The organism is Streptomyces rubiginosohelvolus (genome assembly GCF_014649875.1).
Lineage (GTDB): Bacteria > Actinomycetota > Actinomycetes > Streptomycetales > Streptomycetaceae > Streptomyces > Streptomyces rubiginosohelvolus.
The window spans coordinates 293,417-305,676 of the sequence record NZ_BMTW01000007.1 but is presented as its reverse complement, the minus strand read 5'-3'; the positions used below and the strand labels follow the sequence as shown (position 1 = coordinate 305,676).

General features: G+C 70.6%; 8 protein-coding genes. 2 read left to right on the top strand and 6 right to left on the bottom strand.

Features of this window, described 5'->3' with window-relative positions; all coding sequences use genetic code 11:
• Positions 1–53: 53 nt before the first annotated feature.
• The 6 genes from IE134_RS18740 to IE134_RS18715 all read right to left on the bottom strand — a co-directional run bounded on the left by IE134_RS18740 (position 54) and on the right by IE134_RS18715 (position 7,530).
• Positions 54–1,115, bottom strand: coding sequence for a PAC2 family protein (locus IE134_RS18740; RefSeq protein WP_098019497.1), 1,062 nt, complete (start codon positions 1,113–1,115; stop codon positions 54–56).
• A 100-nt stretch (positions 1,116–1,215) separates the two neighbouring features.
• Positions 1,216–2,274, bottom strand: a complete 1,059-nt coding sequence (locus IE134_RS18735) for an LLM class flavin-dependent oxidoreductase (protein WP_189431120.1) — start codon at positions 2,272–2,274, stop codon at positions 1,216–1,218.
• Positions 2,275–2,417: 143 nt separating this feature from the next.
• Positions 2,418–4,028, bottom strand: coding sequence for a glycerol-3-phosphate dehydrogenase/oxidase (locus IE134_RS18730; protein WP_010070231.1), 1,611 nt, complete (start codon positions 4,026–4,028; stop codon positions 2,418–2,420).
• A gap of 14 nt (positions 4,029–4,042) precedes the next feature.
• Positions 4,043–5,587, bottom strand: a complete 1,545-nt coding sequence (gene glpK, locus IE134_RS18725; RefSeq protein WP_030712209.1) for a glycerol kinase GlpK — start codon at positions 5,585–5,587, stop codon at positions 4,043–4,045.
• 39 nt (positions 5,588–5,626) lie between these two features.
• A complete protein-coding gene (locus IE134_RS18720; RefSeq protein ID WP_030712212.1) occupies positions 5,627–6,418 on the bottom strand; it encodes an MIP/aquaporin family protein in 792 nt (263 codons plus the stop codon).
• Between the two features lie 347 nt (positions 6,419–6,765).
• Positions 6,766–7,530, bottom strand: a complete 765-nt coding sequence (locus tag IE134_RS18715; RefSeq protein WP_006123393.1) for an IclR family transcriptional regulator — start codon at positions 7,528–7,530, stop codon at positions 6,766–6,768.
• Positions 7,531–7,769: 239 nt separating this feature from the next.
• Here IE134_RS18715 and metH point away from each other — a divergent pair, with 239 nt between their 5' ends.
• Both metH and IE134_RS18705 read left to right on the top strand, forming a co-directional pair.
• The gene (metH, locus tag IE134_RS18710) at positions 7,770–11,285 is read left to right on the top strand and encodes a methionine synthase (protein WP_189431117.1); all 3,516 of its coding nucleotides are present in this window, start codon (positions 7,770–7,772) and stop codon (positions 11,283–11,285) included.
• A gap of 144 nt (positions 11,286–11,429) precedes the next feature.
• Positions 11,430–12,140: an HAD family hydrolase gene (locus tag IE134_RS18705; protein ID WP_030712216.1), complete on the top strand. Its 711-nt coding sequence runs from the start codon at positions 11,430–11,432 to the stop codon at positions 12,138–12,140.
• Positions 12,141–12,260 lie beyond the last annotated feature (120 nt).

The window sequence follows — 12,260 nt, the reverse complement described above, 5'->3', positions numbered from 1 at the left end:
AGGCGCCGCACGGGATCATCTCCCGTGCGGCGCCTCGCTGTTCGTCACCGGGCCTAACTCTCGCCGTCCTCCTCGGGACGGCCGCCGGAGCCTTCCTCGCCGTCGGACTCCGACGCGTCGTCAGTCCCCTTGGCGCCCTTGTCGTCGGAGGCCTTCCCGCGCCCCGTCTCCGGGCGCGGCGGCTTCGGCGGGCGGGTGCGGCCGCTGGACGGATCCCGCAGATAGGAGACGTCCCCGGTCTCCGTGGCATGGCCGCCCGGCCCCTGCCCGGGACCGCCGTCCCGCCGCCGCAGATACCGCTCGAACTCCCGGGCGATGGCCTCGCCGGACGCCTCGGGCAGCTCCGCGGTGTCCCGCGCCTCCTCCAGCGTCTGCACGTACTCCGCGACCTCGCTGTCCTCCGAGGCCAGCTGATCGACCCCGAGCTGCCAGGCCCGAGCGTCCTCGGGCAGTTCGCCCAGCGGGATGCGCAGCCCGATCAGGTCCTCAAGACGGTTGAGCAGGGCCAGCGTCGCCTTCGGGTTCGGCGGCTGCGACACGTAGTGCGGGACCGCCGCCCACAGGCTGACCGCGGGCACCCCGGCGTGCGTGCACGCCTCCTGGAGGACCCCGACGATGCCCGTGGGGCCCTCGTACCGCGTCTCCTCCAGGTCCATCGTCCGCGCCAGGTCCGCGTCGGAGGTGACCCCGCTCACCGGCACCGGCCGGGTGTGCGGGGTGTCGCCGAGCAAGGCGCCCAGGATGACGACCATTTCGACGCCCAGCTCATGGGCGAAGCCGAGGATCTCGTTGCAGAACGACCGCCAGCGCATCGACGGCTCGATCCCGCGCACCAGGACCAGGTCGCGGGGCTTGTCGCCGCCCACCCGCACCACGGACAGCCGTGTCGTCGGCCAGGTGATCTTCCGCGTGCTGCCGTCCAGCCACACCGTGGGCCGGTTGACCTGGAAGTCGTAGTAGTCCTCGGCGTCGAGCGCCGCGAACACCTCGCCCTTCCACTCCCGGTCCAGATGACCGACCGCTGTGGAGGCGGCGTCCCCGGCGTCGTTCCAGCCTTCGAACGCGGCCACCATGACCGGGTCGACCAGCTCGGGCACCGACTCGAGCTCGATCACCCGGGCCTCCTTCCGATGTCTCCATACGTACGGAGCAACCTTACGGCTTCCCGGGCCCCCGGCCGCAGCCCTCTTGCACGGCCGGGTGAACACTGTTCGATCAGTCCCGGAGCGAGGACGGCGCCTCCCGTCGCACGACCGGGGCGATCTCCTCCGCGAACCGCTGGAGCGTCTCCACCTGCTCGGGACGGCCCAGCCCGAGGCCGTCCACGGTGATCGACTGGAGGTCGTGGCGGTAGACCTCGTGCCAGCCGAGGATCTTGTCGATGATCTGCTGCGGACTGCCGATCAGCTGCGGGCCGCCCTCGATCGCCTCCTCGATCGTGCGGAACGGGGTGTTGTAGCCGGCCCTGCCCGCCAGATGCGGCTTGAACGTCTGGCGCACCCGCGCCTCGTACAGCTCCTTGTACCGCGTGACGGCCGCCTGCGAGCTGTCCGCGATGAGCAGCCCGCCCGATCCGGCCGCCACCTTCGCGTCCGCCGGATCGTGCCCGTACGCCTCGAACCGCTCGCGGTAGTGGGCGATGAGCTTCGCGTACGCCTCACGGGGCTGGATGGCGTTGGCGGTGAACAGCGGGTCGCCGTGTTTGGCCGCCAGTTCGGGGGAGTTGAGGCTGGTCGCCGAACCGTGCCAGATCCGGGGGAGACCGCCGTACGGACGCGGCACGGTCGTCACGTTCTTCAGCGGCGGGCGGAACTCACCCTCCCAGTCGACGCCTTCCTCGGTCCAGAGCCGGCGCAGCAGCTCGTACTTCTCCTTCTGGAGGTCCCACTGCCGCTCCTCCTCCAGGCCGAACAGGTCGAAGTGGCCCGCCTCCGCGCCCTTGCCGACGACCAATTCGACCCGGCCCCGGGAGATCTGGTCGAGCGTCGCGAAGTCCTCCGCCACCCGGACCGGATCGAGGATCGCGACGACGGTCACCCCGGTGAGCAGCCGGATGGTGGTCGTCCGGGCCGCGATGGCGCCCAGCACGACGTTCGGGCTGGAGGAGAGGAAGGCGCCCGCGTGCCGTTCGCCGACGGAGTAGGCGTCGAAGCCGAGCCTCTCCGCCACCGAGGCCGTATCGATCACTTCTTCGAACCGGTCGGCGGCGGAGGGCAGGTCACCGGTCAGCGGGTGCGGGTCGTGACCGATCAGGGAGAGCACGGAGAATCGCATGAACTCCACTGTCCCCGCGGCACGTTGCACGCGTATGGCGGGAGTGTGGCACCCGGACGGTGTCCTGCGGGTACGGGAACGGGGGCGGCTCCCGTGAGGAAGCCGCCCCCGTCCGCGTGCCCGTGGGGGGTGGGTCCGGTGGATCAGTCGCGGTCGGCCAGCAGCTTCTCGACGCCCTCGCGGACGTCGTCCGTAGCCAGGCCCCGGATGGTCAGCGTGGTCCGGCGGCGCAGCACGTCGTCCGCCGTCTCGGCCCACTCGTGGTCCCGGGCGTAGGCGACCTGGGCCCAGATCTCCGGGGCGTCCGGGTGCACGCGCTCGGCCAGCTCCGGGTTCTCGTTCGCCAGCCGGGCGATGTCGAAGGCGAGCGAGCCGTAGTGCGTGGCCAGGTGCCGGGCGGTGTCCGGGGCCATGCGCGGGCCGGGGGCGGGGCCGTCGATGAGCAGCCGGTGGGCGACCGCGTTCGGGTTGGCGATACCGGGGAGCGGCAGCTTCCGCGGCAGCCGGTTCATCGGCTCCATGTCCTCGGCCAGCGGGTGCCCGGGCAGGGCGGCCAGCTTGTTCATGACCGTACGGCCGATGTGGCGGAAGGTCGTCCACTTGCCGCCCGCGACCGACAGCATCCCGCCACGGCCCTCGGTGACGACCGTCTCGCGCTTGGCCTTGGAGGTGTCACCCGGACCGCCGGGCAGCACCCGCAGACCCGCGAAGGAATAGGTGATCAGATCGCGCGACAGCTGCTGGTCCTTGATCGAGAACGCCGCCTCGTCGAGGATCTGCGCGGTGTCGGCCTCGGTCACCGAGACGTCCGCCGGATCGCCCTCGTACTCCTCGTCCGTCGTGCCGAGGAGCAGCATGTCCTCCCACGGCAGCGCGAACGTGATGCGGTACTTGTCGATCGGGGTGGCCAGCGCCGCCCGCCACGGCCGGGTCCGCTTGAGGACCAGGTGCGCGCCCTTGGAGAGGCGGATGGAGGGGGCCGCGTTCGGGTCCTCCATCTTCCGCAGGTGGTCGACCCAGGGGCCGGTGGCGTTCAGCACGAGCCGGGCGTCGACACCGAACTCGGTGCCGTCGGTGCTGTCCTTCAGCTCGGCGCCGGTGACCCGGCCCCGGGTGAAGCGCAGCCCGGTGACGGCCGCGTGGTTGAGGACGACCGCGCCCGCGTCGACGGCCGCGCGGACCGTCATCAGCGCCATGCGGGCGTCGTTCATCTGGTCGTCGCGGTAGACCGCGACCGCCTTGAGGTCGTCCGTCCGCAGCTCGGGCACGTCGCGCTGGGCCTTGGCCGGGGAGATGACGTGGCCGACGCCGTCGCCGAACGCGGAGAGCGCGGAGTAGGCGAAGACGCCCGCGCCGAGCTTGGCCGCGCCGTGCGGGCCGCCCTTGTAGACGGGCAGGTAGAAGGTGAGCGGGTTGGCCAGGTGCGGGGCCACCTCGCGGGAGACCGCGCGCCGCTCGAAGTGGTTCTCCGCGACCAGCTTCACCGCGCCGGTCTGGAGGTAGCGCAGACCGCCGTGGAGGAGCTTGGAGGAGGCGGAGGAGGTGGCGCCGGCGAAGTCGCCGGCGTCCACCAGAGCCACCCGCAGCCCGGACTGCGCGGCATGCCAGGCGGTGGAGATGCCCAGGATGCCGCCGCCGATGACCAGGAGGTCGTACGTGGCCCGGGACAGCTGGTCCCGGGTCTCGGCGCGGCTCGGCAGCGAGCCGGAGGCCGGGTGCGTTCCGAGGGCGGGAACGCTCTGCAGGGTGGTCATGGTGATGCTCCTCGTCAGCTTTCTTCGTCCTCGACCCAGCCCATGGTCCGTTCGACGGCCTTGAGCCAGCTCTTGTACTCGCGGGCACGGGTGTCCGCGTCCATGCGGGGTGTCCACTCGGCGGCCCGGCGCCAGTTGGCGCGCAGCGCGTCGGTGTCCGGCCAGAAGCCGACGGCGAGACCGGCGGCGTAGGCGGCGCCGAGGCAGGTGGTCTCGGCGACCATCGGGCGCACCACCGGCGCGTCCAGGAAGTCGGCGAGCGTCTGCATCAGCAGGTTGTTGGACGTCATGCCGCCGTCGACCTTGAGCGCGGTCAGCTCGACGCCGGAGTCCTTCGTCATGGCGTCGCTGATCTCGCGGGTCTGCCAGGCGGTGGCCTCCAGGACGGCACGGGCGATGTGCGCCTTGGTGACGTAACGGGTGAGACCGGTGATGACGCCACGGGCGTCGGGGCGCCAGTAGGGGGCGAACAGGCCGGAGAAGGCGGGCACGAAGTACGCGCCGCCGTTGTCCTCGACCGAGGAGGCCAGCGTCTCGATCTCGGCGGCCGACTTGATCAGGCCCATCTGGTCGCGCATCCACTGCACCAGCGAACCGGTGACCGCGATGGAGCCCTCCAGCGCGTACACCGGGGGCTTGTCGCCGATCTGGTAGCCGACGGTGGTGAGCAGCCCGTTGTACGAGTTCACCGGGGTGCCACCGGTGTTCATCAGCATGAAGGTGCCGGTGCCGTACGTGGACTTGGCCTCGCCCTCGGCGAAACAGGTCTGGCCGAACAGCGCCGCCTGCTGGTCACCCAGCGCGGAGGCGACGGGCACGCCGTCGAGGATGCCGCCCTTGGCGTTGCCGTACACCTCGGCGGAGGAGCGGATCTCGGGGAGCACCTCGGCCGGGATGCCGATGGAGGAGAGGATCTTCTCGTCCCACTCCATCCGGTGCAGGTTCATCAGGAGGGTGCGCGAGGCGTTGGTGACGTCGGTGACGTGGACGCCGCCGTCGGTGCCGCCGGTGAGGTTCCAGATGACCCAGGAGTCCATGGTGCCGAAGAGGATGTCGCCGCGCTCGGCGCGCTCGCGCAGCCCCTCGACGTTGTCGAGCAGCCAGCGGACCTTGGGGCCCGCGAAGTACGAGGCGAGCGGCAGCCCGGTCTCGCGGCGGAACCGGTCCTGGCCCACGTTGCGGCCGAGCTCCTTGCAGAGCGCGTCGGTGCGGGTGTCCTGCCAGACCAGGGCGTTGTGCACCGGCTCACCGGTGTTCTTGTCCCAGAGCAGGGTGGTCTCGCGCTGGTTGGTGATGCCGATCGCCTTGACGTCGGCGGAGGTGATGCCGGCCTTGACGATGGCCCCGGCGACGACCTCCTGGACGTTCTCCCAGATCTCGGTCGCGTCGTGCTCGACCCAGCCCGGCTTCGGGAAGATCTGCTCGTGCTCCTTCTGGTCGACGGAGACGATCCGGCCGTCCTTGTCGAACACGATGCAGCGGCTGGAGGTGGTGCCCTGGTCGATGGCCGCGATGAACGGCCCGGTGCCATGGGTGCCGGTGGTGTGTGCGTCGGTCACGGTGTGCTCCCGGAAGTCTGTGAGGTGATGGGCGAGCGGCTAGGCGAAGGCGAGGTTGTAGAGCCCGCCGGCGAGTGCGCCGCCGACGAGCGGACCCACGATGGGTACCCACGCGTAGCCCCAGTCCGAACCACCCTTGTTCGGCAGCGGCAGCAGGGCGTGCACGATGCGCGGACCGAGGTCGCGGACCGGGTTGATGGCGTAGCCGGTCGGGCCGCCGAGCGAGAGGCCGATCCCGACGACGACCAGGGCGGTGATCAGCGCGCCGAGCACGCCGATGCCGTTGCCCCCGTCGTTGAGGCCCTGGGTCAGGATCGCCAGGACCAGCACGGCCGTCGCGATGATCTCGGTGACGACGTTCTGCACGCCGTTGCGGATCTCCGGACCGGTGGAGAAGATCCCGAGCACCGGGCCCGCCTTCGGGGCGGCGGTCTGGTCGACCATGCCCTCGTCGGTGGACTTGGTGCCGACGATCTCCGGGTCGGTCAGGTGGGCGTGGAACTGGCCGTAGTAGACCGCCCAGACCAGCAGGGCGCCGATCATCGCGCCGAGCAGCTGTGAACCGAGGTAGAGGGGGACGTCGCCCCACTCCGTGCCGCCCTGGATGGCCAGGCCGACCGTGACCGCGGGGTTGAGGTGGGCGCCCGATACGCCGCCGGCGAGGTAGGCGCCGGTCAGCACGGCGAAGCCCCACCCGAAGGTGATGGCCAGCCAGCCCGCGTTCCGGGCCTTCGAGCTCTTCAGCGTGACGGCGGCACAGACACCGCCGCCGAGCAGGATGAGTACGGCGGTACCTATGGTTTCGCCGATGAAAATGTCGGAGCTGGACACCCGCGACTCCTTTGTCCTTCGTCCAGGGGAGAGCGGATCACCGGTCCCGCCGGTGTTCCGCGCCCCAGATGGGTATCCACGAAGCGTGGGCAGCCCATCTGTAAGGGCTTGACCGGCCCTTGGCACTGTCACACCCTAACGCGTATTGCCGTTAGGCGTTCGACAATGCCGACCGTTGAACGGCAGTGTTTCCCCGAAGTGAAGGAAGCGTCAAGGGTTCTGTGGTCCACGACTCGGTGCGCGACGGGATCGTTACCGGCCGGTGTCGGATGTGGGTATGGGTATGGGCATGGGTGTGGGTGTGGGCATGGGTATGCCGGGCCCGGCCGGAGCGGGCGGGCCGCGCCTCAGAAGCGCCCGGCGCCCAGGTCCCGGGAGACCGCCCGGGCGCAGTCCCGCACGGCCGCGATCAGCTCGGGGCGCAGCGTGCCGCCCGGGGCCACGCGCTCCACCGCGCCGGTCACGGCGACCGCGCCCACCGGCATCCTGCGCCGGTCGTGCACGGGGGCGGCCACGGCGGCGACGCCCTCCCAGGTCTCCTCGGCGTCGGCTGCCCAGCCCTGGGCGCGGATCAGGTCGAGCATCGACTCGAACGCGTCGGCCTCGGTGACGGTGCGCCCGGTGAAGGAGCGGCGCTCCGCCTCCATGACCTCGCTGTGGGCCACCGGGTCGTACGCGGACAGCACCTTCCCCAGCGCCGTGGAGTGCAGCGGCTGCATCGCCCCCACCTCCAGCACCTGGCGGCTGTCGTCGGGCCGGAAGACGTGGTGGACGATCAGCACGCCGTGCTGGTGCAGCACCCCGAGGTGGACGCTCTCGCCGCTGGAGCGGGCCAGGTCGTCCGTCCAGACCAGGGCGCGCGCCCGCAGCTCGTGCACGTCCAGATAGCTGTTGCCGAGCCGCAGCAACTCCGCGCCCAGCTGATAGCGGCCCGACGCCGCGTCCTGCTCGACGAAGCCCTCCAGCTGAAGGGTGCGCAGAATGCCGTGCGCGGTGCCCTTGGCCAGCCCCAGCGAGGAGGCGATGTCGGAGAGCCCGAGCCGGCGCTCGCCGCCCGCCAGCAGACGCAGCATCGCGGCCGCCCGCTCCAGCGACTGGATGTTCTTGGCCATCGCGCCGTACTCCTCCACCTCGGTTCGACAATGCTGAACACTATCGGTCGATGCCGACCTGTGCCGGACTCCGGGGAAAGTCTCCTCCCGGTTGCCCGGCGCGCCCGCACCCGCACAGCATGCAGTCCGCCTCATGGACGAACCGACCACGCGTCGAGGTGTCCGGCTACGCTGACGGAGTGCGCCTTCCCCAAGAAGGACGCAAAGCCGACAGCCGTCGCATCCCTGGGAGATCATCCATGGCCTCGTTGCCGACATCCGCCGCCGACAGCCGGACCCGCGCAGAAGCACTCCGAGAGGCACTCGCCACCCGCGTGGTGGTGGCCGACGGGGCGATGGGCACCATGCTCCAGGCACAGGACCCCACGCTGGAGGACTTCGAGAACCTCGAAGGCTGCAACGAGATCCTCAACATCACCCGGCCCGACATCGTGCGCTCGGTCCACGAGGAGTACTTCGCGGTCGGCGTCGACTGCGTCGAGACCAACACCTTCGGCGCGAACCACTCCGCCGCCAACGAGTACGAGATCGCCGACCGGATCTTCGAGCTCTCCGAGTCCGGCGCCCGGATCGCCCGCGAGGTCGCCGACGAGTTCGGCGCCAAGGACGGCCGCCAGCGCTGGGTCCTCGGCTCGATCGGCCCCGGCACCAAGCTGCCCTCGCTCGGCCACACCACGTACGACATCCTGCGCGACGGCTACCAGCAGAACGCCGAGGGCCTCCTCGCGGGCGGCTCCGACGCGCTGATCGTCGAGACCACCCAGGACCTCCTGCAGACCAAGGCCAGCATCATCGGCGCCCGCCGCGCGATGGACGCCCTCGGCCTCCAGGTGCCGCTGATCTGCTCCCTCGCCTTCGAGACCACGGGCGTCATGCTCCTCGGCTCCGAGATCGGCGCGGCCCTGACCGCCCTGGAGCCGCTGGGCATCGACCTGATCGGGCTGAACTGCTCGACCGGCCCGGACGAGATGAGCGAGCACCTGCGCTACCTCGCCCGCCACTCCCGTACGCCCCTGATGTGCATGCCCAACGCCGGCCTGCCCGTCCTGACCAAGGACGGCGCGCACTTCCCGCTCGGCCCCGAGGGTCTCGCCGACTCCCAGGAGCTCTTCGTCCGGGACTACGGCCTCTCCCTCATCGGCGGCTGCTGCGGTACGACCCCCGAGCACCTGCGGGTCGTCGTCGAGCGGGCCCGCGAGCTGACCCCGACCGAGCGCGACCCGCGCCCCGAGCCCGGTGCCGCCTCCCTCTACCAGCACATCCCCTTCCGCCAGGACACCGCCTACCTGGCCATCGGGGAGCGCACCAACGCCAACGGCTCCAAGAAGTTCCGCGAGGCCATGCTGGAGGCCCGCTGGGACGACTGCGTGGAGATGGCCCGCGACCAGATCCGCGAGGGCGCGCACATGCTCGACCTCTGCGTCGACTACGTGGGCCGCGACGGCGTCGCCGACATGACCGAGCTGGCCGGCCGCTTCGCGACCGCCTCCACCCTGCCGATCGTGCTGGACTCCACCGAGCTGCCCGTCCTGCGCGCCGGGCTGGAGAAGCTCGGCGGCCGGGCCGTGCTGAACTCGGTGAACTTCGAGGACGGCGACGGCCCCGAGTCCCGCTTCGCGCAGGTCAGCGCCCTGGCCGCCGAGCACGGCGCCGCCCTGATCGCCCTGACGATCGACGAGGAGGGCCAGGCCCGCACGATCGAGCACAAGGTCGCCATCGCCGAGCGGCTGATCGAGGACCTGACCACCAACTGGGGCATCCGCGAGTCGGACATCCTCATCGACACCCTGACCTTCACCATCTGCACCGGCCAGGAGGAGTCCCGCGGCGACGGCATCGCCACCATCGGGGCCATCCGCGAGCTGAAGCAGCGCCACCCCGACGTCCAGACCACGCTGGGCCTCTCCAACATCTCCTTCGGCCTCAACCCGGCCGCCCGTGTCGTGCTGAACTCCGTCTTCCTCGACGAGTGCGTCAAGGCGGGCCTGGACTCCGCGATCGTGCACGCCTCGAAGATCCTGCCGATCGCCCGGCTGGAGGAGGAGCAGGTCAAGGTCGCCCTCGACCTGATCTACGACCGCCGCGCCGAGGGCTACGACCCCCTCCAGAAGCTCATGGAGCTGTTCGAGGGCGTCAACATGAAGTCGATGAAGGCGGGCAAGGCCGAGGAGCTGATGGCCCTCCCGCTGGACGAGCGGCTCCAGCGCCGCATCATCGACGGCGAGAAGAACGGCCTGGAAGCCGACCTCGACGAGGCCCTCCAGGACACCCCGGCCCTCGACATCGTCAACAACACGCTGCTGGAAGGCATGAAGGTCGTCGGCGAGCTGTTCGGCTCCGGCCAGATGCAGCTGCCGTTCGTCCTCCAGTCCGCCGAGGTCATGAAGAGCGCGGTGGCCCACCTGGAGCCGCACATGGAGAAGTCCGACGATGAGGGCAAGGGCACCATCGTGCTCGCCACCGTCCGCGGCGACGTCCACGACATCGGCAAGAACCTCGTCGACATCATCCTCTCCAACAACGGCTACAACGTCGTCAACCTCGGCATCAAGCAGCCCGTCTCCGCGATCCTGGAAGCCGCCGAGGAGCACCGCGCCGACGTCATCGGCATGTCCGGTCTCCTGGTGAAGTCGACCGTGATCATGAAGGAGAACCTCCAGGAGCTCAACCAGCGCAAGATGGCCGCTGACTTCCCGGTCATCCTCGGCGGCGCCGCGCTGACCCGGGCCTACGTCGAGCAGGACCTGCACGAGATCTACGAGGGCGAGGTCCGCTACGCCCGCGACGCCTTCGAGGGGCTGCGCCTCATGGACGCCCTCATCGGCGTCAAGCGCGGAGTGCCGGGCGCGGCCCTGCCCGAGCTGAAGCAGCGCCGGGTCCCCAAGAAGGACGTGACGGCGGTGCTGGAGGTCGAGGAGCCCGAGGGTTCGGTGCGCTCCGACGTCTCCATCACCAACCCGATCCCCGAGCCGCCCTTCCGCGGCACCCGGGTCATCAAGGGCATCCCGCTCAAGGACTACGCCTCCTGGCTCGACGAGGGCGCCCTGTTCAAGGGCCAGTGGGGCCTCAAGCAGGCCAGGACCGGCGACGGACCGACGTACGAGGAGCTGGTGGAGACCGAGGGACGCCCGCACCTGCGCGGCTGGCTCGACCACCTCCAGTCCAACAACCTCCTGGAGGCGGCCGTCGTCTACGGCTACTTCCCCTGCGTCTCCAAGGGCGAGGACCTGATCCTCCTCCACGAGGACGGCTCCGAGCGCACCCGCTTCACCTTCCCGCGCCAGCGCCGCGGCCGCCGCCTCTGCCTCGCCGACTTCTTCCGCCCCGAGGAGTCCGGCGAGACCGACGTCATCGGCCTCCAGATCGTCACCGTCGGCTCCCGGATCGGCGAGGCCACCGCCGAGCTGTTCGCCGCCAACTCCTACCGCGACTACCTGGAGCTGCACGGCCTCTCCGTCCAGCTCGCGGAGGCCCTCGCCGAGTACTGGCACGCCCGGGTCCGCAGCGAGCTCGGCTTCGCCGGGGAGGACCCCGAGGACGTCGAGGACATGTTCGCGCTGAAGTACCGCGGCGCGCGGTTCTCGCTCGGTTACGGGGCGTGCCCGGACCTGGAGGACCGGGCCAAGATCGCCGACCTGCTCCAGCCGGAGCGGATCGGCGTGCACCTCTCCGAGGAGTTCCAGCTCCACCCGGAGCAGTCCACCGACGCCATCGTCATCCACCACCCCGAGGCGAAGTACTTCAACGCCCGGTAGGACACCCCCTCGCCCCGCGCTCGCGCGCTTGCCGCGCACCGCGGGGCGACACGTCGTACACTGGTCGGTCCAGCGCAGGCCGGTCGCCCTCCCACTTCTGGGAATGGCGGCCGGCCTTCTCGTCCCTTACGGAAGGTGTGCCGGATGACCAGTACGGTCCCCGCGTCCTTGACCCGCACGGCCGAAGAGGCCGCCCTGCAGGCGGTCCTTCTCGACATGGACGGAACCCTGGTCGATACCGAGGGTTTCTGGTGGGACGTCGAGAAGGAGGTCTTCGCCGGTCTCGGACACCGCCTGGAGGAGTCCTGGCGGGACGTGGTCGTCGGCGGCCCGATGTCCCGCAGCGCCGGCTACCTCATCGACGTCACCGGCGCCGACATCCGGCTGGACGAGCTGACCGTGCTGCTCAACGACGGATTCGAGAACCGCATCAGCCGGGGCGTGCCGCTGATGCCGGGTGCCGAGCGGCTGCTCGCCGAGCTGGCCGTGTACGAGGTGCCCACCGCACTCGTCTCGGCCTCCCACCGCCGGATCATCGACCGGGTGCTGGAATCCGTGGGCCGTCACCACTTCGCGCTCACGGTAGCCGGGGACGAGGTCGCCCGGACCAAGCCGCACCCCGAGCCCTACCTCACCGCCGCCGCGGGCTTCGGCGCCGACCCCTGGCGCTGCGCGGTCATCGAGGACACCGCGACGGGTGTGGCCGCCGCCGAGGCCGCCGGCTGCCGGGTCGTCGCCGTGCCGTCCGTCGCCCCCATCGCCCCGGCGGCCGGACGCGTGGTCGTCGGCTCCCTCGAGGAGGTCGACCTCGCCTTCCTGCGCGGGCTGATCACCGGATCGAGCGGGACCGGCTGAGCGGGTACGAGCGCGAACTTGTGAACGAACGGTGGATTTCCTGCTCCCCTCCGTGTGTTTTCCGGCAGTGTTCCGTGGATGTGGATCAGTCGCCGGGTGATTCTGTGAAGAGGTCGGACG

Excerpts from the sequence above, each read along its gene's own strand:
- IE134_RS18735 (WP_189431120.1), bottom strand. The coding sequence starts at position 2,274 with ATGCGATTCTCCGTGCTCTCCCTGATCGGTCACGACCCGCACCCGCTG.
- IE134_RS18705 (WP_030712216.1), top strand. The coding sequence starts at position 11,430 with ATGACCAGTACGGTCCCCGCGTCCTTGACCCGCACGGCCGAAGAGGCC.
- metH (WP_189431117.1), top strand. The coding sequence starts at position 7,770 with ATGGCCTCGTTGCCGACATCCGCCGCCGACAGCCGGACCCGCGCAGAA.
- IE134_RS18730 (WP_010070231.1), bottom strand. The coding sequence starts at position 4,028 with ATGACCACCCTGCAGAGCGTTCCCGCCCTCGGAACGCACCCGGCCTCC.
- IE134_RS18715 (WP_006123393.1), bottom strand. The coding sequence starts at position 7,530 with ATGGCCAAGAACATCCAGTCGCTGGAGCGGGCGGCCGCGATGCTGCGT.